Origin of the sequence: Enterobacter sp. PI-10 (genome assembly GCF_027947695.1) — a bacterium.
Classification (GTDB): domain Bacteria; phylum Pseudomonadota; class Gammaproteobacteria; order Enterobacterales; family Enterobacteriaceae; genus Enterobacter; species Enterobacter vonholyi.
The window spans coordinates 89,263-113,351 of record NZ_JAJNOG010000005.1; the positions used below are offsets into that span (position 1 = coordinate 89,263).

The window sequence follows — 24,089 nt, forward strand, 5'->3', positions numbered from 1 at the left end:
TCATGACTCTTTTTCAAAACTATTATTTAACGCGGTGGCGGCAAACCACTCCCCGCTTTTCTTAATGGTGCGTTTCTGCGTCTCTAAATCGAGCTGGATAAATCCGTAGCGATTTTTATACGCGTTGCACCACGACCAGTTATCTATAAACGTCCACATATGGTAGCCAAGACAATTACACCCTTCGCTAATCCCTTTATGCAGCCAGGCTAAATGTTCGGAAATAAACTCGATGCGGTATTGATCGTTAATCTGACCATTTTCAATAAAACGCTGCTCATTTTCGACGCCCATGCCGTTTTCGGAAATAAAGCAGCGAGGGTTGCCGTAATTGTCGCGCAGGTTAATCAGAATATCGTAGATACCCGGCTCGTAGATTTCCCAGCCGCGGTGCGGATTCATCTTGCGCCCCGGCATCTCGTAATTATCAAAGAACCACTCCGGCATAAATGGCGCCTGCGGGTTCACCGCGCTGTCGCGACACTTCACGCGACGCGGCTGATAGTAGTTAATGCCGAGCAGATCGATTTTCCCTTCCGCAATCAGGAAACCGTCTTTCGGCTTGCAGGCGGGTAATTGATCGTAGGATTTTAGCAGCGCCACCAGATCCGCCGGGTATTCGCCTCGCAGAACCGGGTCAAGGAAGCTGCGGTTAAACATCAGATCCGCAACGTGCGCCGCCTTCACGTCTGCCGGGTTCTGCGAGCGCGGATACGACGGCGTCAGGTTCAACACGATGCCGATCTCCCCCGCGTAGTGCCCGGCGCGGTAGGCCTGAACTGCCTTCGCATGGGCCAGCACCGTGTGATACGCCACGGTGGCCGCCCTGCGGAAATCCACTACGTTGGGGTAGTGGAAGTCGTACAGATAACCGCCTTCCACCGGCACGATCGGCTCGTTGAAGGTAAACCAGTGCAGCACGCGATCGCCGAACAGCTCGAAGCAAATCTGCGCGTAACGGGCGTACGCGTCCACCACGTCGCGGTTTTCCCAGCCGCCTATTTCCTGCATCGCCATCGGCATGTCGAAATGGAACAGAGTGATAAACGGCGTGATGCCCTGTTCGTTCAGCTTGTCAATGACCTGATTATAAAAATCGACCGCGTCCGGGTTCACTTCACCGATACCGTCGGGGATCAGGCGCGCCCAGCTAATCGAGGTGCGAAAGCTGTTGTGGTTCAGCTGCTTCAACAGCTGAATGTCCGTTTTCCAGTGCTGATAAAACGTGGAGGTCTGCTGTGGCCCCACGCCGTTGTGAAAACGGTTCGGCTCGCGGGCAAACCAGTAGTCCCAAGTGGTTTCCCCCTCTCTTGCCCCTTCCGTCTGGAGAGCGGAGCTTGCGCTGCCCCACCAGAAGTTATCGGGAAATGCGTATTTCATGACTCTTCCTCTTTGACTTAATTGCTGGCGGTCTCGGCGGCACCGACGGTTGCCTGGGCCTTCTGCTCTTCGTTTTTGATGAGCGTACGCTCATAGGCGCGCAGGAACGGCAGGTACATCAGCGCGGACATCACCATACAGACCAGGCACATCACCACCGGGCTCAACGCCCAGTTCGCCGCCCACGATGCGCCGATCGGTGCAGGGGTAGTCCATGGGGTCAATGACACAACCTGTGCCAGCCAGCCGAGCTTGGTTGCCGCGTACGCCAGACAGGCGTTGACCAGCGGAACGAACACGAACGGGATAAACAGCATCGGGTTCATGATGATCGGCGCGCCGAACAGAATCGGCTCGTTGATGTTAAAGAAGCTAGGCACCACGCCCATTTTGCCGATAGTGCGCAGGTGCGTAACGCGGCTACGCAGCAGCAGGAACGCCAGCGGCAGGGTGGAACCGACGCCGCCAATCAGCAGGTAGTGATCCCAGAAGCCCTGCAGGTAAACGTGCGGCAGCGCCGCGCCTGCGGCCAGTGCCGCCTGGTTTGCCGAGAGGTTGGCCATCCAGAACGGGTTCATGATGCCGGTAACGATCAGCGAGCCGTGGATACCCGCAAACCAGAAGATCTGGCACAGCAGCACGGAGAGCAGAATGGCGGGCAGGGAGTCAGAGGCGGACACCAGCGGCTCCAGCAGGTGCATAATCGCCTGCGGGATAATCATCCCGGTCTGCGCTTCAATGAACAGGTTCAGCGGGTGCAGCGTACCGATCACCACCATCACCGGGATCAGGATCTCAAACGAGCGCGCCACGCCGGTCGGGACTTCCTTCGGCAGACGAATGGTCACGTTGTTCTGCTTCAGCCACGCGTAAACGCGGGTGGAGTAGATCGCGGTAATCAGCGCGGTGAAGATGCCCTGACCGGAGAGATACTGGGTCGAGATTTTGCCATCGGCATACGGCGCGGCGACCAGCAGGAAGGCCATAAAGGCCAGCAGGCCGGACATCACCGGGTCGAGGTTAAACTGACGTCCCAGGCTCGCCCCAATCCCCACCGAGATGAAGAAGGTCATAACGCCCATGCTGAGGTTAAACGGCAGCATCAGCTGCTCGCGGTAGGTCTGGGAGAAATCCAGCCAGCCGCGGGCGAAGCTGTTGGTGGTATCCGCCGAGAACGGCGGGAAGATGAACACCAGCATAAACGAGCCGATGATCATGAACGGCAGCGCGGCGGTAAAGCCGTCGCGGATGGCAATCACATACTTTTGCTGGCCGAGCTTCGCGGCCAGCGGGGTAATTGACTGCTCAATCACCGCGACCATGGATTGATATAACGAACTCATGTGAACACCTTTTAGTGTGCCGCTTCGATGAGCGACAGAGCATAGTCCAGTACTTTATCGCCACGCTGCATGCCGTAGTCCATCATATCGATGGGCTGCACCGGAATGCCATGCGTCGCCGCCTTGTCTGAGAGTGTCTGTAACATGTATTTCACTTGCGGTCCGAGAAGGACAACCTGGTATTGCGGAAACTGCGTATCAAATTCGGAAACACCGTACGCATCAATCTTCACCGGCAAACCACGTTCTTTCGCGACATCGACCATTTTGCTGACCAACAGGCTGGTGGACATCCCGGCAGAGCAGCACAGCATAATCTTGAACATCGACAACCATCCTCTAAATGTAAAAAGTTATTGCGAGGATGATTGGACATGATACGGAAACCGGTTTCCATTTATAAAGAGCAGAACTGTGATAGCCATCAAGATCCAATACTTATGAGGCTAATTAACCGGATGTGTGTCACATAATTTGGCTGTTTTGACATCATTTTGAGTGGAAACGGAAAATCGGTTTCCATGGAAAACGGAAACGGATATACTCCGTTCTGGCTATAATGTGAGCCGAAGCGGTGATGGAATTTGCAGGCGCGAGGTAAGCCTGCCAGGGGAAAAAGATGTCGACAATCAATGATGTATCACGTCTTGCCGGGGTGTCTAAAGCCACGGTTTCGCGAGTGTTGAGTGGGTCGCGTGGCGTTAAGGAAGCCAGCCGTCAGGCCGTTCTGAAAGCTGTGGATGAGCTGAACTATCGTCCCAACGTGATTGCCCAGTCGCTGCTGAGCCAGTCGACGGGCTGCATTGGGGTCATTTGCGCGCAGGAGAATATTAACCAGACCACCGGTTATCTGTACGCGCTGGAAAAACAGCTCAGCCAGCATCAAAAACACCTGCTGCTGCGTTTCGCGCACAGCAAAGCGGAAGTGATGAACGCCCTTGAAGAACTTTCCTGCGGGCTTTGTGATGACATCCTGGTGATCGGCGCCCGTTTCCCGCTGGACGTCGATATGGACAACGTCATCCTGGTCGACTGCATGGAGTCTGATAATTCCAACAGCATCCAGTTCGATCACGCTTTTGCCGCAGAAACTGCCTGTAATTATCTCACCAGCCAGGGGCGTCGCCAGATTGCGCTGATCCACCCCCACGGCAGCGGTTTTGCCGACCAGGTGCTGCTCGGCTACAAGCACGCGCTGGAGAAAAATTTCCTGCCCTTTAATCGCAACCTGGTCTTTATGGACGCGACGTCTTCGTCCGTTGCGCTGCAGGAGCTGCTGAATAACGCCAGCACGCTGAACTTCAACGCGCTGCTGGTGGCGGACGAGCAGGAAGCCCAGCGGGTGATCCCGCAGCTGCAGGCGTTTAATAAATCGGTACCGGACGACATCATGGTCTTTAGCCTTGCCGGATCGCTGCACCTGCCGGGTATTCCGGTGATCCCGGCGATTGAATATTCCATGGATGCCATGGCGGCGCGCATTGTGGGCTGGCTGACGGAGAAAACGCAGATGCTGGGCTCGTATGTGCTGCGCGGAGATTTAATTATTCCGGATGTGCGTAAGCGTTAAACATGTTTTCCAGGCCGGGTAAGCGTAGCGCCACCCGGCAAGCAGCATTCAATAATCTTCCATACAATCCACCTGCCCAATCGCCCCCCAGTAGGCATCCAGGTTGTCGCGCTTCACGGCGGTAATGGCATTTTTGATTAGCAGCTGATTGGCCTCGGACGACAAAATCATCTCCTGCCAGGCTTTATCGCTCTGCTTTTTCTGTGGGGTACAGGTTTTCTTAATATCTTTAAGGACCTGCTGCTTTATTTGCGCCTCTTTCGCGGGATCTTCTTTTTCCTGAGCATGGACAAATGCGGCGAAGAGCAGACAAACCAGCAGGCAGACCAGGTGCGCAGCTTTCATCAACAACCCCCTTTTGACGTCACAGGCTTCCCATGAAATATATCGTTACATTCAGTGTAGCGACGCCAGCCGAAAGTATGAATTTTCTCCGTAAAGTATCTGTGAGATAGTCAAACAGCACACAAAAACAGGGAGAACGTCATGCAACTGAGCATTACCAATACGGTTACGCAGCAGGAAAAAGAAGAATTATTCGTGGGGCTGCGTGCCTACAACGCGCAATTTTTGGATATGGCGACCTTTAGCGGCGACGTTGGCGTTTACGTGCGTGACGATAATGGCGCCATGCTGGGCGGGTTAATCGGTGTGCGAAAAGGCGACTGGCTGAATATCGACTATCTCTGGGTGAGCGAGACCGTGCGCGGATCCGGCGTTGGCAGCCAGCTCATCAGAACGGCCGAAGAGGAAGCCAGACGCAAAGGCTGCAAGCACGCGCTGGTCGATACCGCCAGCTTCCAGGCGCGGCCGTTCTATGAAAAACAGGGGTACCAGTTGCAAATGTCTTTGCAGGATTATCCTTATCCGGGCATGCAGCGACATTACCTGGCGAAAGCCCTTTAGCTCTGAATCCGCAGGCCGGGTAAGCGCAGCGCCACCCGGCTATACCCGCATATAACTTATCCTTCTTATTGATTCTTTTTCGGTTTTTATTTCACCGCCTCGTTGTCGATATAGTCATTACAACATTCAGCAAAAGGAACTGTCTTGTGAAACGTCGATTGGGTGCTCTGGTACTGGCTGGCCTGTTGCTGGCAGGGTGCGATCAAAGTGGCAGCGATGCCAAACGCATTAAAGTCGGCGTCATCAACGGCGCCGAGCAGGACGTGGCGGAAGTCGCCAAAAAGGTGGCGAAAGAGAAATATGGCCTCGACGTGGAGCTGGTGGGCTTCAGCGGCTCGCTGTTGCCTAACGATGCCACCAACCAGGGGGAACTGGATGCCAACGTCTTCCAGCATCGCCCGTTCCTTGCAGAGGATAACAAGGCGCATGGCTACAAGCTGGTGGCCGTGGCGAACACCTTTGTTTTCCCGATGGCCGGCTATTCCCGCAAAATCAAATCCGTCTCTGACCTGAAGGACGGAGCGACCATTGCCATTCCAAACGACCCTACAAACCTGGGCCGCGCGCTGCTGCTGTTGCAAAAAGAGAAGCTCATCACCCTGAAGCCGGACACCGGGCTGCTGCCAACGGCGCTGGATATTACCGCCAACCCTAAACAGCTGAAAATCATGGAGCTCGAAGGGGCGCAGCTGCCGCGCGTGCTGGACGACCCGAAAGTCGATGTCGCCATCATCAGCACTACCTATATCCAGCAAACCGGGCTGTCGCCGGTGCATGACAGCGTCTTTATCGAAGACAAAAACTCGCCGTACGTGAACATCGTTGTGACGCGCGAAGAGAACAAAGACGCGGAGAACGTGAAGGAATTTATCAAGTCGTATCAGTCGCCTGAAGTGGCGAAAGCGGCGGAGACGATCTTTAACGGCGGGGCGGTGCCGGGCTGGTAACAATCTGATGGAAAAAGGGTTGCTTAAATTGGCCCGATTCCATCGGTAATCGCCCTTTAACCCACAGCGTCAGCTGAGACGGCTGGCTATTCTCCTTATCACACCAACCGGAGGATAGCCCATGAACATTACCCACATTCGCAACGCCACCCAGCTGATTACCTACGCCGGAAAACGTCTTTTAATCGACCCGATGCTGGCCCCTAAAGGGGCTTACCCGGGCTTTCCCGGCACTGCGTATGCCGAACGCCGTAATCCGACTGTCGAGCTCCCCGTTGACGTCAACACGCTGCTGGACGCCGACGCGGTGATCGTCACCCATACTCATGACGATCACTGGGATCGCGCCGCGGCAGAGCTGATCGCCAAAGATAAGCCGATCTACGTGCAAAACGAGCGTGACGCCGCGCTGCTGCGCAGCCAGGGGTTTAGCAACCTGACGGTCATGACCGACGCGACCTTCTTCGGCGATATTCTGATTACGAAAACCCACGGTGGGCAGCACGGGACCGATCGCGCATATGCCGTGCCCGAACTGGCGGAGCGGCTGGGCGAGGCCTGTGGCGTGGTGCTCCGCCATCCTGATGAGAAGACGCTCTATATTGCCGGGGATACCGTCTGGCGTGACGAGGTGGCGGCCGATCTGCAAAAGCATCAGCCGGACGTGGTGGTGCTGAACGCCGGCTATGCTCACGTCATTGGCTTTGGGCCCATTATTATGGGGCAGGAGGACGTGCTCAACGTCCATTTCCTGCTGCCGCAGGCCAAAATTGTGGCGAGCCATATGGAAGCCATTAACCACTGCCTGTTAACCCGCAGCGCGCTGCGTGAGTACGTTGAAGCCAACCAGGTGAGTGACGCAGTGAGCATTCCCCAGGATGGCGAAACCGTTATATTCTGAGTATCTAAAAGGGAAAGGAGAGACAAATGCCGCTAGCCAACGTCGCGATTGTCGCGGTAGACGGGTTCAGCCCGTTCCACTACTCCGTTCCCTGCATTCTGTTTGGCGACTCGGTCTCCGGAGAAAAGCGCTTTAACGTGACGATCTGCGCCGAAACGCCGGGATTCCTCACCTCAAAAGACGGATTTGCCCTCAACGCCACGCAGGATTTTACCGCCATTGGGCAGGCCGATATTGTTGTCGTTCCCTACTGGCAGCACGTTTTTGAACGCCCGCCACAGTCGCTGCTCGATAGCCTGGTGCAGGCGAGAGACCGCGGCGCAGAAATCGTCGGGCTGTGTCTGGGGTCGTTTGTGCTGGCCTGGGCGGGGATCCTCGACGGTAAGCGTGCGGCCACCCACTGGGAGTTCGAACGTCAGTTTCAGTCCCTCTTCCCGAACGTTCGGCTGGATATTAATGCCCTTTACGTGGATGACGGCAATATCATTACCTCTGCCGGGACTGCCGCCGCACTAGACTGCTGCCTGTATATCATTCGCCAGCGCTTTGGCAGCGTGGTCGCCAACCAGATTGCCCGCCGGATGATTGTACCGCCCCACCGCGAGGGCGGTCAGGCGCAGTTCATCGCCCAGCCGGTACCCAAAGATACCCGCGACGGACGCATTAACTGCCTGATCGACTACCTGCAGCAGCACATCACCGAACCGCATAGCCTGGACTCGCTGGCGGAGGTCGTCTCGATGAGCCGCCGCACCCTGACCCGTCATTTTGTTAACGCTACGGGGATGAGCGTCGCCGACTGGCTGACCGCCGAACGCCTGCGGCGCAGCCAGATCCTGCTTGAAGCCGGAAATATGCCGATTGAGCGCGTGGCTGAGCTGGTGGGATTTAATTCCGCCGTCACCTGGCGACAGCAGTTTAAGGCTCGTTTTGGGGTGAGCCCTGCGGAATGGAGAAAAACCTTTCGTCTTCACAGCTAGTTTATTTGGGCTAACTCAAGATTTAAGGCCTAGTTAAATAATTTATTATTTTTTCTTAATCGACCTCTCATTTTTCTAAAAAAATATTTTATTTGATGAGCCCTAACGCAAATTAGATATACTCGCATTAAGAATGCTCTTATATTTCGAAAATATTAATTGCGAATAATTTTGTGGCATGGATGAATAGCAATAAAATAAAAAAGAGAATAATTTCATTAGCAAATTATATTATTTTTATCTTATCGGTTGCGCTTTTTTCAGCGAGCGCTAACGCTGCCCCCTTGTCTCCAGCCGATCGCGATTCCATCCAGCAGCAACAGCAGCAGCTTTTATTACAGAACCAGCAACAGCGTGAGGAGCTGGAGCGGAGTATTCCTCGTCCCGCGCCCGCCAGACCGCTGCCTGCTACCGGTGCCGGGCCCTGCTTCACCATTAATACCATTACCCTTTCCGGTGCGACCCTAATCTCCCCGAAAACCCGGCAGGCCCTTGTCGCGCCGTGGCAGGGCCGGTGTCTGGATATGGCAAAAATAACGGAGCTTCTCGCCCATATTTCTGACTGGTATATCAGCCGGGGATATATCACCAGCCGCGCTTTTCTTACCGAGCAGGATCTCTCCGGCGGTCAGCTGAATATTGTGGTGCTGGAAGGACGGCTGGAAGCGATCCGTCTGGAAGGCGAAACGCCGCACATGCTGAAAATGGCGTTTCCGGGACGGGTCGGCGGCATCCTTAATTTACGCGACATCGAACAGGGCATGGAGCAAATTAACCGTTTGCGTGCCGACCCGGTTCAGATTGAAATTCTTCCGGGAACGCAGGCCGGATATTCCATCGTTAACCTCACGGCAAAACCGGAATTTCCCTTAAGTGCATCGGTAAGCCTGGATAATAGCGGGCAGAAAAGTACCGGCGAAGATCAGCTGAGTGGCGTGCTCACCGCCAATAATATGCTTGGGCTGGCGGATAAATGGTTTGTCAGCGGCGGGCGCAGCAGCGATTTTGCCAGCGCGTACGATGCGCAGAATTTCCAGGCGGGCGTCAGCGTGCCGTTTGGCTACGGCCTGCTGGACTACAGCTACGCCTGGAGTAACTACCGGACCACCATCAGTAACCAGGGATTCAACTGGCTCTCCACGGGCGATACCAAAACCCACCGCGTTAACGCGTCCTGGGTGGTCTTCCGCAACGGGGAGGTGAAAACCGGCATTGCGGCTGGCGTGGTTCAGCGATCCAGCCGCAACTGGCTCAACGACGCGCCGCTTCAGAGCAGCACGCGCAACCTCTCCAGCCTGATTCTGGGCATTACGCACACGCAAAAAATGCTGGGCGGCGTGGCGACCTTCAACCCGACCTGGAGCCACGGCATGCCGTGGTTCAGTGCCGAAACCGACGAAGATAAGTCCGGGGATGTGCCGCGCGCGGAATTCCGTAAATGGAGTCTGAACGCCAGCTTCCAGCGGCCGATTACCCGTAATGCCTGGTGGCTGACCAGCGCCTACGGCCAGTGGTCGCCCGACCGGCTGTACGGCTCTGAGCGCCTGACGCTCGGCGGCGAAAGCTCCGTGCGCGGTTTTAAAGAGCAGTACCTGTCCGGGGATAACGGCGGCTACTGGCGTAACGAGCTGGGGTACTCCCTCTTCACCCTTCCGGTGATTGGCGCAGTGAGCGCAACGGTCGCCGTTGACGGCGGCTGGCTGGAAAAAGACCGTCAGGACCGCTTTGCCTCCGGCACGTTATGGGGAGGCTCGGTGGGGCTGAGCAGCGCAGGGCGCTGGTACAGCAGCCAGATTTCGGTCGGTACGCCCCTGCACTACCCCGACTGGCTCGGCCCGGATCATGTGAGCGTTAACTGGCGCATTGCCTTCATGCTTTAAGAGACTCTACGACTATGGATACCCGTCACCCACCCGTTCGTTTCTCACAGCGTCTGATCAGCTGGATTGTCTGCGGCCTGATGGTCTGGCAGCCGATGGCGCCTGCCGTCGCGGCGGCGCTCACGCCGACCGGGCAGACCACGGTCGATCGGGCGGGGAACGGGGTGCCGGTCGTCAACATCGCCACGCCCAACGGGGCGGGTATCTCGCATAACCAGTTCGGTGAGTATAACGTCGGCAAAGAGGGGCTTATCCTCAACAACGGTACGGACCGTTTAACCCAGACCCAGCTGGGCGGGCTTATCCAGAACAACCCCAACCTGCAGGCCGGGCGGGAAGCGAAAGGCATTATCAACGAAGTCACGGGTGCCAGCCGCTCGCAGCTACAGGGCTACACGGAAGTTGCCGGTAAAGCAGCAAACGTCATGGTGGCCAACCCGTACGGCATTACCTGTAACGGGTGCGGATTTATCAACACCCCGAACGTCACCCTGACCACGGGGAAACCGCAGTTCGACGCCAGCGGTAACCTGCTGGCGCTGGAGGTGACGAAAGGGGCCATCACGGTTGAAGGCCAGGGGCTGGATGCCAGCAAGAGCGACGCGCTGTCGATTATTGCGCGCGCGACGGAAGTGAACGCCGCGATCCACGCGAACGACCTGACGGTGACCGCAGGGGCGAACCGCGTGGGGGCAGACGGCAGCGTCAGGCCGATTGCCGGTGAGGGCGCCGCGCCCGTGGTGGCCGTGGATACCGGCGCGCTCGGCGGGATGTATGCGAACCGTATTCGCCTGGTCTCCAGCGAGACGGGCGTGGGGGTGAACCTCGGCAACCTCACCGCGCGCCAGGGCGACATTCAGCTGGACGCGGGCGGGAAACTGACGGTCACGAACAGCCTGGCCAGCGGCTCGATTACCGCGAACGGCGCGGGGGTGGCCCTCAGCGGCAGCCATCAGGCCGGGGGGGCGCTGAGCGTGGCCAGCTCGCGGGATGTGGAGCTCAGTAACAGCACGCTCGCCAGCCAGGGCGATATGCGCCTTTCCGCTGCGGGGAAAGTGCAGACGACAGGCGGCGGGACAAACAGCGCGGGCGCGCTGGCGGTGAGCAGCGGGCAGGGGATGATGCTCAGCAATACCTCCCTGGTTTCCCGCGGCGCGGCGACGCTGGACAGTAAAGACACCCTGACCGTCAACGGCGGCGGCGTGTCGGCACAGGGCGGGGCGCTGACCGTCACGAGCAAACAGGGAATGGCGCTTGCGGATGCGACGCTGACGGGTCAGGCCGACACCACGCTGTCCACCGGCGGCAGCCTGACGCAGCGCGGCGGCAGCGTCACCAGCAAAGGCGCGCTCAGCGTGGCGACCGGGAAGGATATCACCCTGACGAATACCCGCAGCGGAAGCAATACCCGCGCGACGCTCAGCAGCGGCGGCACGCTGTCCTCCACGGCCAGCGCGGTCTCGGCAGGAGAAAGTCTGTCCCTGAGCGGCGGGCAAATAGTCCTGGACGGCCAGAGCCGGGCCGATGCCGCGGGCGATGTCCGCCTGACGGGCAGCGCCGTCAGTAACCAGGGGCAGGTGAATGCGGGGCGCGACATTGCGCTCTCCGGCGACAGGGTGTCCAGCAGCGGCCAGCTGGCGGCGAAAGGCCGCCTGGACGTGAACGCGGGAGAGCTGACGAACGGCGGCACGGCGCAGGGTAACGACGTCACCCTGAAGGGGCAGACGGTCACTAACAGCGGTACCCTGCAGAGCGCCGGCAACCTGGCGCTGAGCGCCGGTACCCTGGAGCAGCGGGGCACGCTCAGCGCGAAAGGCAACGCGAACGTCACGGCGCAGCAGACCCTGCGTAATAGCGGCAGCCTGCTGGCTGACGGGACGATGAGCGTGACGGCAGACGCGCTTGAACAGAATGGCACCCTGTCCGGCGCGACGGCGCTGACGGCGCAGACCGGCACCCTGACCAGCGGTCAGGCGTCCCGTACCACCAGTCAGGGCAATGTTCAGATTACCGCGGCCCGCAGCGCCAGCCTGAACGGGCAGACGGACGCGGCGGGGGCATTAACCGTCAGCACCGGCGACCTGAGCACCGGCCAGGATGCGCATCTGCAGAGTGGGCAGGCGCTCACTCTGCAGGCGCAGAATGCCGCGCTGAACGGCACGCAGGCGGCGAAGGGTGCTCTGTCGGTGACGGCGGGCACGATTGCGCACGCCGGGAAATCCACCGGTAACGCGCTGAGTTTTAACGCAACCGGCGACCTGACCAGCGGCGGCGAGCTCACCGCCGGTACCCTCAGCCTCAGCGGAAATAACATCCTCCACTCCGGCGTCGCAAAAGCGGACCGCATGACCCTGACGGCCCCCGGGCGCATCACCAGCAGCGGTACGCTGATTGCCGGTACGCTGGCGCTGGACGGTGCCTCGGTGGAGAACGGCGGGCTGCTGCAGGGAACCACCCTGCTCGACCTGAAGACCGGGTCGCTCACGAACCTCGCGGGCGGATCGGTCTACAGCACGCAGGATTTAACGCTGAACGTTCCGGTGCTGTCTAACAGCGGGCTTATCACTACCGACGGCACGCTGCGCATTAAAGGCGACACGCTGACAAACCAGGGTGAAATCAACGGCGTCAGCCTGAGCAGCGACTACCTCAGCCTGACCAACAGCGGACGCCTGCTGGCGGACGACCGGCTCACCCTGAACGGCACTGCGTTTGCTAACGCGGGCAATATTGCGGCCGGCGACCTGCACATCACGGCGGACAGCCTGCAGAACCAGGGCACCGTCGGGGGGGACTCGGCGCTGACGCTCGGCGTGGCAGACCTCACTAACCGGGGCGCGCTGCGCAGCGGCGGAACGCTCACGCTTAACGGTGAAACGCTGGCCAACAGCGGCGAGCTCAGCGCCACCGCGCTGCTGCTGAACCTGACCCGCCAGGCCAGCAACGATGCCGACGGGCGGGTGATTGCCCGGGACGGCCTGACGCTGACCGCCGCCAGCCTGACGAACGGCGGCCTGATGGCCGGTACTGACGCGCAGTTTAACAGCGCGTCGGTGACCAACGGCGGCACGCTGCAGGGGACCCGTTCCCTGACGGCGACCGGGGCACAGCTCAGCAACCTGCAGGCGGGCATGCTGCTCTCCGGCGGCGCGCTCGGCCTGCGCCACACCACCCTGACCAACGCCGGGCTGCTGCAGGGCAACACCCTGAACCTGGCCACCGGCGAGTGGATGAATACCGGCAACGCGCTGGGGGAAGCGGGCGTGACGGCGGCGGTGACCGGCACGCTGACCAACAGCGGCAAGGTGCTCAGCCAGCAGGCGCTGGACGTCCAGGCCGGCAGGACCGATAACCGGGGCCAGCTGCTGGCGAAAGTGCTGACCCTGCGGGGCGACCTGCAGAACAGCGGCCTGCTTCAGGGCAGCAGCACGCTGGCCTGGTCCGGCAACACCTTCACGAACCAGCCTCAGGGCCAGGTGACGGGCGGCGAGACCCTGACGCTCAGCGGACAAACGCTGAGCAACGCGGGCAGCCTGCAGGGGCGCCGCGCGACGCTGGACGCCGCGAGCCTGAATAACCAGGGCAGCGTTCAGGCGCTGGACGCCCTGACGCTTTCCGCGACCGGCAGGCTGGATAACACCGGCGCCCTGCTCAGCCAGAACCTGTTCACGCTGACGGCGGCCCAGCTGTTCAACGACGGCCAGCTGGCCGGGAAGGCGCTGACGGTGAACGCCGCGCAGCTGACCAACACCGGCATGCTGCAGGGCAACGACACGCTGGCGCTGACCACCCGCGCGCTGAGCAACGGCGCCACCGGGCAGCTGATTAGCGGCAGTTCTCTGGACCTGTCCCTCGACACGCTCGATAACGCCGGCCTGCTGCTGGTGAACGGCGGGTTTACCCTGCGGGGCAGCGACCTGACGAACCGGGGCGATATTCAGGCGCAGAGCCTGGATTTGGGCCTGAGCAGTGCACTGACCAGCACGGGGAACATCGTTGCCACCGGAGATGCCGCGCTTCACGCGACAACGCTGACCAGCAGCGGCACGGTGGCGGGCAAAACGCTGACAGCTGGCGCGACGGAGCTGCGCAACAGCGGCCTGATGCAGGGCAGCAGCGCGGTTAACGCCGCCGCCGACCGCTTTATCAACGAGCTGAACGGCAAATGGCTCTCCGGCGGCGGCTTCACGCTGACGGGGGGAGAGCTGACGAACGCCGGTACGCTGCAGGGCGCGACGCTGGGCATGACCGGCACCACCCTCACCAACAGCGGCACGGTGAACGGGCAGACGGGACTTGGCGGCACGCTCAGCGGGGCGTTAACCAATACCGGGCTGCTGCAGAGCGGCGGCACAACCACCTTCACCGCGGACACCCTGGCGAACCCGGGGCGCATCACCGGCGGCACGCTGTCCCTCACCGCCCGCGATATGAACAACGGCGGGCTGATGCAGGGAACGAATGGCCTGGCGCTCACCGGCACCACGCTGACCACGGGCGCGACCTCGCGCACCCTCTCCGGCGGCATGCTGACGCTGGACGCAGGCCAGCTGACCACCCAGGGCACGCTGCAGGGGAACGGCGCGGACATCCGCGCCACCGGCGACTGGACGCACGGCGGGTCCCTGCTCAGCCAGGGAGCGCTGACGGCCACGACCGGCGGCACGCTGACCTCAGCCGGCTCGCTGATGAGCCAGGGGCGGGCGGATATCACCGCACAGACGCTGGACAACCGCGGGCAGCTCCTCAGCGAGGGGGATGTGACGCTCGGCGGCAGCACGCTTAAAAACAGCGGCACCGTGCAGGGGAACACCCTCACGCTGCATCAGAACAGCATTAACAACCAGGGCACGCTGACCGGCCTGCAGAGCCTGACCGTTCAGGGGGAGCAGCGGCTGATGGCGCGCATGGCGATGGCCGCGCCGCAGCAGGCGCTGATTAACGGCGCAGGCGGCAGGCTTCTCACTCAGGGCGTGCTGACCATGGCATCCGGCGCGGTGACCAACGCCGGGAGCTGGCAGGCGCAGAACATTCTGCTTAACGCGCAGTCGCTCACCAACAGCGGCACGGTGCAGAGCGCCGACGGGCTGCAGATGACGCTGGCCGACACGCTCACCGGAACCGCGGGCAGTAAGATCACCGCGCTGGGTGCGGCGACGCTGCAGGCCGCGACGCTGGCGAACCAGGGGCAGTGGGCGGCGAAAAACCTGACGCTGACGGGCGGCACGCTCAGCAACAGCGGCGCCATCAGCGGCGTGAATGGCCTGACCCTCAGCCAGACCGGCGCGGTCAGCCAGCAGTCTGGCGGCACCCTGCTGTCCGGCGGGGCGCTGAACGTCACGGCGGCCTCCGTCACCAGCGACGGCAAAATGCAGGGGGGCACGCTCGGCATCACCACCGGGGCGCTCACCAACGGCGGACGTCTGCAGGGCGATAACGGCGCGACGCTGGCCCTCAGCGGGACGCTCACCAACAGCAGCGGAGGCGAAATCGTCAGCCGCGATGCGCTGACGCTGACCACGCCCGCGCTGTTTAACTACGGCCTGATTCAGGGCGGCGGCGAGACGCGCGTGACAGCCTCCTCGCAGGCGCGTAACGACGGCAGGCTGCTCTCCGGCGCGCGCCTGACGCTCGGCACGCCGCAGTTCACCGGCACCGGCTGGCTGCAGGCCACCGACCTGATACTCAATGCGGCAAACGCCACCAACGGCGGCACGTGGGTGGCCGATCGCGCCACCCTGACCGGCACCGCGTTTGCCAGCCAGGGCACCACCCAGGCGGGACAGCTGACGGTTAACTACGGCCAGCTGAACAACAGCGGCACGCTGCTCGGCAACGCGCAGCTGAACATCAATGCCGACCAGGTAATCCAGAGCGCGGGCGGCAGGCTGCTGAGCGGCGGCAACCTGTGGCTGCAGAGCCGGGGGCTGGACCTGACCGGCCAGCTGGTGTCCCTGGGGGACTTAACGCTGCAGCTGACGAACGCGTTTACCAGCCGGACCGCCGTGGCGGCAGGCCGAACCCTGACCATCAGCAGCGGCGGCGACATCGATAACCGCAGCGTGCTGCAGGGGCAGGCGGTTAACCTCAGCGCGGGCGGGCAGCTCAGCAACAACGGACAAATCACCACCGGCGGCGGCACCAGCACGCTCTCCGGCAGCAATGTGGCGCTGAACGCCGCGGGCTCGGTGCAGGGCGGGGGCGACATCACCATTGCCAGTAGGGGCAATATTACCGTCGACGGCTTCACCGGCACGCGCGGCTCGCTGACCCTCAGCGCGCCGGGCTCCATCGTTAATACCGCGCTGCTGTACGCGGCGAATAATCTGGCGCTGTTTGCCGACAGCATCACTAACCAGCGCGGCGACATCATGGCGGGGAACAACCTGTGGATGCAGCGGGATGCGGCGGGGAATGCGAACAGCCAGGTGGTGAACACGTCGGGGAATATTGAGACGCAGGGGGGTGATATTGCGATCAGAACGGGGCATTTGCTGAATACCCGTGATGGACTTTCGGTAAATAGCTGGACGGAGACTTCACAACTGGCTGAAAACGTCGGTGATGCAACGATTGAACTGCTTGTCCTGAGTCTCCCTTCAACGTCTTACAGAATCAGCAATACGAAAACCAAAGGATATCGCAACTGTACTTGTGCAATTGAGTACGATATTTACAGTTCATCTTTTGTTCCTACCGCAGAGAGCAGCCAAATGCGCTTTGCTGGCTCAGTGGTACATCTTGATGTAAGTGCGAGCGGTGGCGCGGGGCGCATCGCTTCCGGGCGCGATTTGGTTATCAATGCTGGTACTCTGGAAAATAAATCAAGTCAAATACTGAGTGAACGTAACGCATCTCTTTCAGGCTCGCAGCTGAACAATGAGAGCTATCAATCGGGAACAACGGGGACTTTTTATAATTATAAGTATCTCAGTTCTACTGGGGGTTCATCTTCGGAATCGGGATATCCTGGACCAAAAGCTAACTCGACCTTTATTTATGAGTTACAAGGTCTGACGACTGAATCTGTGGAGGGCGAAACCTTACGCGCCGTCATCCAGGCGGGCGGCAACGTCACCGCAAACTTCACCAGCAACATCAGCAACACTAATACCACCGCTAACGCGGGCGGCGTCAGCAACGTTATCTCCACCCCGTCGCTGAACACCCTCAGCAACCAGACCATCGGCAGCGGCGTGCAAAAACAGGGGCTGAACGCTACCGGCACCGTGGCGGTGAACTCGCCGCAGTGGAACGATCGGCTCCAGGGCGCGCTGCAGCAGCTTAACGGCGGCGGCGCGCTGGAAAACGGCGGCGCGTCCGGCACGCTTCTCAGCAACATTGCCACCACGCAGAAAGGCAACGCGAACCTCGGCCAACTGGGCGCGCTGGCGAACGCCGGGGTCACCACCGCCGATCTCCGAACCGCTCAGGGCGGCGCCGTCGGGCATTATCAGGGCCAGCGCGTCGATACCAGCGCTTACCCGCTGCCGTCGGGCAACAACGGCTATTTTGTCTTCTCCGACAACCCGAAAAGCCCGTACCTGATCAGCATCAACCCGAAACTGAACGGTCTCGGACAGCTTGATCCCGCCCTGTTTGCCGACCTGAACGCGATGCTCGGGATCAAAGCGTCGTCCACTGCGCCGCAGGAGACGCGGCTGGCGTTTACGGACGAGAAGCAGTTCCTCGGCTCGTCTTACATGCTGGGCCGCCTCAACCTGAACCCGGACTACGATTACCGCTTCCTCGGCGATGCGGCGTTCGATACCCGCTACGTTTCCAACGTGGTGCTCAACCAGACCGGTAACCGTTACCTGAACGGTATCGGCTCCGATCTGGATCAGATGCGCTACCTGATGGACAACGCCGCGGCGGCGCAGCAGTCGCTGGGCCTGCAGTTTGGCGTCTCGCTGACCGCCGATCAGATTGCCGCGCTCGACCACAGCCTGCTGTGGTGGGAGAAAGCCACCGTCAACGGCGAAACGGTGATGGTACCGAAACTCTACCTGTCGCCGAAGGACGTCACCGTCAACAACGGCAGCGTGATCGCAGGCAACAACGTCACCCTGAAGGGCGGCAGCATCACCAACGGCGGCAGCACGCTGCTGGCGAAAAACAGCCTGACGCTCGACAGCCAGAACAGCATCAGCAACCTCAGCAACGGCCTGATGAAAGCGGGCGGCGACCTGAACCTGAGCGCCATCGGCGATATCAATAACATCAGCTCCACCATCAGCGGCAAAACGATCGCGCTGGAGAGCCTGGACGGCAGCATCAATAACCTGACCCAGGTTGAGCAGATTGATATCAACGCCGGCGGGAAGTACGGCAACATCGGCCTGAAAGACACCCTGCTGGGCAACACGGCATCGATTACCGCGCAGGATGGTCTGTCCCTTGAGGCGGGGAAAAACATCACCGTTACCGGGGCGAACCTGGCCTCCGGCGGCGATATGCTGCTGAACGCGTGGGGCGATATTGCCGTCAACGCGAATCAGATCAACGACGCATTCAGCTCCAGCCGGGCGAAAACCAGCCGTTCGTCCGTCACGTATCAGGGCAGTAACGTCACCGCGGGCGGTAACCTGCTGGTGAATGCCGGGCACAACCTTGACGTGACCGCCAGCGACCTGAAGGCGGGCGGCAGCGCGGGGCTGAGCGCGGGCAACGACCTGAACCTGAACGCAGAGCAAACCAGCGAAAGCAGCCGGAAAGGGAAAAGCGAGTCCCACAGCACCGGGCTTGACCGCACCACGATTTCCGCAGGCGATAACCTGGTGTTGAAGGCCGGGCAGGATATCAACGCTCAGGCCGCCGCGCTGGCAGCGGAGAAAAGCGTCGGGCTGCAGGCGGGTCGCGACGTGAATCTGGCGGCGGAAGAGACCACGCAGGGCGACAGCTATAGGTCAGGCAAGAAAACCGTCATCAACGAATCGGTACGCCAGCAGGGAACCGAGATCGCCAGCGGGGCGAATACCCAAATCCTCGCGGGGCGCGATGTCACCACCGAAGCCGCGCAGGTGACGGCGAAGGGCGATATCGGCGTGGCGGCAGGCCGTGACGTCAATCTCAATACCGCAACCGAAAGCGATTATCACTACAAAGAGCAGACCAAAACCAAAAAAGGGTTCCTGAGCAAGAAAACCACCCACACCATCGAGGAGAACAGCGCGACGCGTGAATCCGGCTCTTTGCTGAGCGGCGACAACGTGCAGGTGGTTGCGGGCAATAACCTGTTGGTGTCAGGCTCCGCTATCGCGGGCGATGGCGACGTGCAGCTGAAGGCAGGCAACAACGTTGATATCGTGGCGGCCACCAACACGGACACCTCCTGGCGCTTTAAGGAAGAGAAAAAATCCGGCCTGATGGGCTCGGGCGGGATTGGCTTCACCATCGGCAGCAGCAAAAGCACGCACGATCTCCGTGAGAAGGGCACCACCCAGAGTCAGAGCTTCAGTACGGTGGGTTCGACGGGGGGTAACGTCGCGATTTCTGCCGGAAACCAGGCCCATATCGGCGGTGCGGATCTTATCACCGGGAAGGATTTAAGCCTCAGCGGCGACAGCGTCATCATCGAGCCGGGGCACGACAAGCGCACCCGGGATGAAACCTTCGAGCAGAAGAAAAGCGGGCTCACCGTGGCGCTCTCCGGCACCGTCGGTAGCGCTATTAACAATGCCGTGAGCGCGGCGCAGGAGACCAAAGAGCAAAGTGATGGCCGTCTGAAAGCCCTTCAGGCCACCAAAACGGTGTTGTCCGGCGTGCAGGCCGGGCAGGCAGCGGATATGGCGGCAACCACCGGCGATCCGAACGCAATGGGTGTGAGCCTCTCGCTGACGACCCAGAAGTCGAAATCACAGCAGCATGCTGAGAGTGATGCGGTGGCAGGCAGCACGCTGAACGCAGGCAATAATCTCTCCATCACCGCGAACGGTAAAAACAAAGGCGCGAACAGCGGGGACATCGTGATTGCGGGCAGCCAGCTGAAAGCCGGGGGCGATACCACGCTGGATGCACAGAACGATATTCTGCTGTCCGGCGCGGCGAATACCCAAAAGACCAGCGGCAAGAACAGCAGCAGCGGTGGCGGCATTGGCGTGAGCATCGGTGCCGGAGGCAGCGGCGCGGGTATCAGCGTGTTTGCCAACGTCAACGCCGCGCACGGCAAGGATAAAGGCAACGGTACCGACTGGACCGAAACCACAATCGACAGCGGCAAAAACGTCACCCTTAAAAGCGGGCACGACACCGTGCTTGATGGCGCTCAGGTTAACGGCAATAAAATCGTGGCAGACGTTGGTCACGACCTGCTGATGCGCAGCCAGCAGAACAACAGCGACTACGACAGCAAGCAGACCAGCGTTGCAGCGGGGGGCAGCTTCACCTTCGGAACCATGTCCGGTTCAGGCTATATCAACGCCAGCCAGGACAAGATGAAGAGCCGCTTTGATTCGGTGGCCGAACAAACCGGGCTGTATGCCGGGGACGGCGGCTTCGACATCACCGTCGGGCATCACACCCAGCTTGATGGCGCGGTTATCGCCTCTACCGCCACGCCGGATAAAAACAGCCTCGACACCGGGACGCTGGGCTTCAGCGATATCCACAACGAGGCGGACTTTAAAACCTCGCACTCCGGTATCAGCCTGAGCGGCGGCGGCAGCTTTGGAGATAAATTCCAGGGTAACCTGCCGGGCGGCATGATCTCCGCTGCGGGTAATAAAGGCCATAAGGAGGGCACCACGCAGGCCGCCTTAGCAGAAGGCTCCCTCACCATCCGCGACAAGGCAAACCAGAAGCAGGACGTGGCCGATCTGAGCCGCGACACCGAACATGCTAACGACAGCATCAGCCCCATCTTCGACAAGGAGAAAGAGCAGAACCGCCTGAACGCGGTTGGGATGATCAGCGAAATTGGCAGCCAGGTAGCGGATATTGCCAGGACGCAGGGTGATCTTAACGGGCTGAAGGCGGCCCAGAAAGAAACCGGCGCAACACTCCCGGCAAACGCGACAGAAAAAGAGCGCCAGGATTATCTGGCGAAACTGCGAGATACCCAGGCATACAAAGAAGTGATGGTGACGTACGGAACCGGCAGCGCCATGCAGCGCGGCATCCAGGCGGCCACGGCAGCGCTGCAGGGACTGGCGGGCGGCAATATCGGAGGGGCGCTGGCGGGCGCATCGGCACCGGAGCTGGCGAATATCATCGGCCATCATGCAGGCATTGATGACGATACGGCGGCAAAAGCGATTGCCCATGCCATCCTCGGCGGCGTAACCGCAGCCCTTCAGGGCAACAGTGCCGCAGCAGGCGCTGTGGGGGCCGCATCCGGCGAACTGATTGCGACAGCAATCGCCAGACAGTTCTATCCGGACACAGACCCGTCGAAACTGACGGAAGAGCAGAAGCAGACCGTGAGTACGCTGGCATCTGTTTCAGCGGGCATAGCAGGCGGGATTGCTGGAGGAAATACGGCTGGTGCGGCGGCTGGAGCCAGTGCCGGGAAGAATAGTGTTGAGAATAATTTCCTTGGTGCGACATCTTCGGACAAGCTTGATAAAGCTATTGAGAAAATAAAGCAGGGGGATAGATCGCTGGCGGCGGCTAATGACGTGATTAAACTGGAAAATGCTGATAAACGTAGTGATGCGCTAATGGATAAGTTTCGGCGCGATCCTTCTTCATTATCAGAATCTGAACGAACCGAATTAAGTACCTATGTTAGAGTCTATGCTGCTGAAATGCAGAACATTTATGGTGCAGATAGAGCTAAAGAGATGGTGCAGAATCTTTTTGCTTATCCTGGTTATGAACGTAATCCTGACAATGGAGTTTTGAATCAGGCCCAGAGCATTGTAAATACCTGGGGCTACCATGAGTCTAATGCCAGTATTGGTGATGCGCCTCTTATGTTTGGTAGTAGCGTGCTGGGAATTACAATAAGAGAAGGTATGGCTGTTAATGCTGCGATAGGAACAGCAGTGAATACTGGTTTTCAACTTAGTGGAAATGAACCATTCAGCTACGTTGATGCCATTATGGCGGGAGTGGCATCTGCCGCAACTACGGGGAAAGGCTGGAAAGTATCAGCGGCAATCAATATGGGGGGGGCTGCGATTGGCAGTGCGATTAAAGGGGAAGACCCGACTAACTCTGTGATAAGTACTGGATTTGGAAGTTTAGCTGGTAGTTTAGGAGGGAAAGTTGTTGATTCATTGTCTCCAGTAGCTGATCAAGTGACAAAGGATGTTATTGGTGCAGTTACAGGTTCTACTGCTTCTGAATTTACAGGGAAAGTGGTAAAAGATGAGTTAGACAAACGGGAGAAGAAGCAATGAGTGTCTTCAGTAAGGTTGGTATCTTTTGGCTACTTTTCTTAGTTGTGTACTGTACATTTTTAGTCACTATTGTTCTGTTCATATGCCAGTTCGGAGTGTCAACAATTTTTTATTTTAACGATGGTGAATTCCTTTTTTCATGGAAAAAGGCATTACATATCGCATTAATAAAAGGGAGTATTACAGGATTAATATTAGGTGTAGGGATATGGTTAAAAAATAAATTGCATGAGTATCGCCGGAAAAATAGTCGCTGAGGATAGCTCACTGAGCGACTTGCTGGATGAAGTATCTCACTGCAAAACGGCCCGGCAGATGGCGCAAGAGCGTGTCGAAGCAGAAAACGAATGAGTTTTATAAGAAAAAATTGTGCCGTTTTATAGAAGCACACAGTGCGCTTGATTATCTCGCCACTGTTATCGGGATTATAACGTGTGCAGGTGATGTTGCTGGCAAAGTAATTAAGGTGCAGGAAAACTCAACTACAAAAGTTTAAGTGGATGAGAATTAAAATAGAAAAATGAACCGCTCACCAGCATTCGTCGTCGGATAGAATTGTTATCGAGGATAGTTAGCATGAGCGAGATGCGAAAAAACAGTCTCCGTGCCCCTGGAGACTACCCCAGCCTCTCCACCCTCGTCTCCCCCTCCGCCATAGACAGCTGATACAGCGAAAACGATCGCTGCTTCTCAATCAACTGCGCCAGCTCCGGCGAGTGGCTGGTGAGCCAGATCTGAGAGTAGCGGCTGGCCTCGGCGATTAAGCTCGCCAGGGCGGGCAGCATCTGCGGGTGCAGGCTGTTTTCCGGTTCGTTCAACGCGATAAACGCCGGTGGGCGCGGGCTTAACAGCGCTACCGCCAGGCACAGAAAGCGCAGGGTGCCGTCGGAGAACTCCGCCGGTTCCAGCGGCCTGCTCAGCCCCTCCCGCTGCATCATCATGCGAAAACGTCCGCCGGCGTTGTCGCTGTAAAACACGCAGCCGGGGAAGGCCTGGTCAAGGATGCGCATCAGCAGCAGCTCGTCGCCAATCTCGACAATGGTCTGAAACGCGGCCGCCAGGTTAGCGCCGTCGCTGGCCAGCACCGGAGAGCGGAAGCCGACCTGCGGAGCCCGCATCGCCGAGCCGATTGATACAGAAAACTCATGATAAAATCGCCAGTTACGCAGGGACTCGCGCATCTGCGACACTTCCGGGTAAAGGTGCGGTTCGCCGAGCTGTCCGAATACCGATTCGTTCTCGTACAGCGTGCCGCTGTGGGTCACCTTCTCGTGATGCACGTTATTCAGAAATACGGCCTGATTCCTGCGCTTCATCAGCTGGGACGAAGGACGACGGTGCTGGCCGCTCAGCCAGATGGACTCCTCTTTGATCACCGGGTCGAGCTGAAACTGCGAGGGATAGGGCAGCTTCTCCACAAACCCGACCTGCAGCTCGTATTCGTAGGCCTCTGTTTCTACCGCGAGGTTCATCCGCCGCAGCTGGTCGCTGCGGGTTTTGCCTGCCCAGAACACCTTCAGAATGCCGCCCTCGTTCGCCAGCGCCTGGGAAAACTGCCCCTGAGCGGCGCTGTGCATCAGGTGTATCGCCTTGTAGATATTGGATTTCCCGGTACCGTTCGGGCCGAAGACGATGTTGAGCTGCTCAAGCTCCAGCGACATGTCGCGGATGGAGCGGTAGTTTTGAATGTGCAGGGTGTTGATCACAGGCAGGCCCCTTTCGCAGAATAAGCCTGTATATAATCACAGTCTTTGAGATGAAATGCAAAAAAGAGACGACAGTGAGGATGTCGTCTAAACGGGGTACTGCTTTGGGCCTCTGTGGGTCAATGGGGCCTT

12 protein-coding genes are annotated in these 24,089 nt (G+C 59.2%); 7 read left to right on the forward strand and 5 right to left on the reverse strand.

Features of this window, described 5'->3' with window-relative positions; genetic code table 11:
* From LRM19_RS13185 to LRM19_RS13195, 3 genes are read right to left on the reverse strand one after another with little or no spacing between them, the layout of a single operon-like run.
* Positions 1 to 1,380: a glycoside hydrolase family 1 protein gene (locus tag LRM19_RS13185; RefSeq protein WP_271369084.1), complete on the reverse strand. Its 1,380-nt coding sequence runs from the start codon at positions 1,378 to 1,380 to the stop codon at positions 1 to 3.
* A gap of 17 nt (positions 1,381 to 1,397) precedes the next feature.
* Positions 1,398 to 2,723, reverse strand: a complete 1,326-nt coding sequence (locus LRM19_RS13190) for a PTS sugar transporter subunit IIC (protein WP_121426070.1) — start codon at positions 2,721 to 2,723, stop codon at positions 1,398 to 1,400.
* An 11-nt stretch (positions 2,724 to 2,734) separates the two neighbouring features.
* Positions 2,735 to 3,049, reverse strand: coding sequence for a PTS sugar transporter subunit IIB (locus LRM19_RS13195; RefSeq protein WP_032644367.1), 315 nt, complete (start codon positions 3,047 to 3,049; stop codon positions 2,735 to 2,737).
* Between the two features lie 293 nt (positions 3,050 to 3,342).
* Here LRM19_RS13195 and LRM19_RS13200 point away from each other — a divergent pair, with 293 nt between their 5' ends.
* Positions 3,343 to 4,293 (forward strand): LacI family DNA-binding transcriptional regulator, encoded by a 951-nt coding sequence (locus tag LRM19_RS13200; protein ID WP_271369088.1) that lies wholly within the window; start codon positions 3,343 to 3,345, stop codon positions 4,291 to 4,293.
* A 48-nt stretch (positions 4,294 to 4,341) separates the two neighbouring features.
* Here LRM19_RS13200 and LRM19_RS13205 read toward each other — a convergent pair whose 3' ends face one another.
* Positions 4,342 to 4,638, reverse strand: a complete 297-nt coding sequence (locus LRM19_RS13205) for a YicS family protein (protein ID WP_115876738.1) — start codon at positions 4,636 to 4,638, stop codon at positions 4,342 to 4,344.
* A 141-nt stretch (positions 4,639 to 4,779) separates the two neighbouring features.
* On the opposite strand from LRM19_RS13205, the gene LRM19_RS13210 reads away from it, so the two are divergent.
* The 6 genes from LRM19_RS13210 to LRM19_RS13235 all read left to right on the forward strand — a co-directional run bounded on the left by LRM19_RS13210 (position 4,780) and on the right by LRM19_RS13235 (position 22,251).
* A complete protein-coding gene (locus LRM19_RS13210; protein WP_248175554.1) occupies positions 4,780 to 5,199 on the forward strand; it encodes a GNAT family N-acetyltransferase in 420 nt (139 codons plus the stop codon).
* A 146-nt stretch (positions 5,200 to 5,345) separates the two neighbouring features.
* Positions 5,346 to 6,146, forward strand: a complete 801-nt coding sequence (nlpA, locus tag LRM19_RS13215; protein WP_271369091.1) for a lipoprotein NlpA — start codon at positions 5,346 to 5,348, stop codon at positions 6,144 to 6,146.
* 121 nt (positions 6,147 to 6,267) lie between these two features.
* Positions 6,268 to 7,047, forward strand: a complete 780-nt coding sequence (locus LRM19_RS13220; protein WP_248175555.1) for an MBL fold metallo-hydrolase — start codon at positions 6,268 to 6,270, stop codon at positions 7,045 to 7,047.
* 26 nt (positions 7,048 to 7,073) lie between these two features.
* The gene (locus tag LRM19_RS13225; RefSeq protein ID WP_271369094.1) at positions 7,074 to 8,027 is read left to right on the forward strand and encodes a GlxA family transcriptional regulator; all 954 of its coding nucleotides are present in this window, start codon (positions 7,074 to 7,076) and stop codon (positions 8,025 to 8,027) included.
* A 182-nt stretch (positions 8,028 to 8,209) separates the two neighbouring features.
* Complete coding sequence (locus tag LRM19_RS13230) at positions 8,210 to 9,907, forward strand: ShlB/FhaC/HecB family hemolysin secretion/activation protein (protein ID WP_271369170.1); 1,698 nt, start codon at positions 8,210 to 8,212, stop codon at positions 9,905 to 9,907.
* A gap of 14 nt (positions 9,908 to 9,921) precedes the next feature.
* On the forward strand, positions 9,922 to 22,251 hold the full coding sequence (locus LRM19_RS13235) for a hemagglutinin repeat-containing protein (protein ID WP_271369095.1): 12,330 nt from the start codon (positions 9,922 to 9,924) through the stop codon (positions 22,249 to 22,251).
* Positions 22,252 to 22,868: 617 nt separating this feature from the next.
* On the opposite strand, the gene LRM19_RS13240 is transcribed toward LRM19_RS13235, so the two are convergent.
* On the reverse strand, positions 22,869 to 23,957 hold the full coding sequence (locus tag LRM19_RS13240) for an AAA family ATPase (protein ID WP_271369097.1): 1,089 nt from the start codon (positions 23,955 to 23,957) through the stop codon (positions 22,869 to 22,871).
* Positions 23,958 to 24,089: the final 132 nt, after the last annotated feature.

What these genes read in the sequence shown, in the direction of transcription:
- LRM19_RS13230 (WP_271369170.1), top strand. Translation starts at nt 8,210, where the DNA reads ATGAATAGCAATAAAATAAAAAAGAGAATAATTTCATTAGCAAATTAT.
- LRM19_RS13220 (WP_248175555.1), top strand. Translation starts at nt 6,268, where the DNA reads ATGAACATTACCCACATTCGCAACGCCACCCAGCTGATTACCTACGCC.
- LRM19_RS13185 (WP_271369084.1), bottom strand. Translation starts at nt 1,380, where the DNA reads ATGAAATACGCATTTCCCGATAACTTCTGGTGGGGCAGCGCAAGCTCC.
- LRM19_RS13190 (WP_121426070.1), bottom strand. Translation starts at nt 2,723, where the DNA reads ATGAGTTCGTTATATCAATCCATGGTCGCGGTGATTGAGCAGTCAATT.
- LRM19_RS13210 (WP_248175554.1), top strand. Translation starts at nt 4,780, where the DNA reads ATGCAACTGAGCATTACCAATACGGTTACGCAGCAGGAAAAAGAAGAA.
- LRM19_RS13195 (WP_032644367.1), bottom strand. Translation starts at nt 3,049, where the DNA reads ATGTTCAAGATTATGCTGTGCTGCTCTGCCGGGATGTCCACCAGCCTG.
- LRM19_RS13225 (WP_271369094.1), top strand. Translation starts at nt 7,074, where the DNA reads ATGCCGCTAGCCAACGTCGCGATTGTCGCGGTAGACGGGTTCAGCCCG.
- LRM19_RS13200 (WP_271369088.1), top strand. Translation starts at nt 3,343, where the DNA reads ATGTCGACAATCAATGATGTATCACGTCTTGCCGGGGTGTCTAAAGCC.
- LRM19_RS13205 (WP_115876738.1), bottom strand. Translation starts at nt 4,638, where the DNA reads ATGAAAGCTGCGCACCTGGTCTGCCTGCTGGTTTGTCTGCTCTTCGCC.
- LRM19_RS13235 (WP_271369095.1), top strand. Translation starts at nt 9,922, where the DNA reads ATGGATACCCGTCACCCACCCGTTCGTTTCTCACAGCGTCTGATCAGC.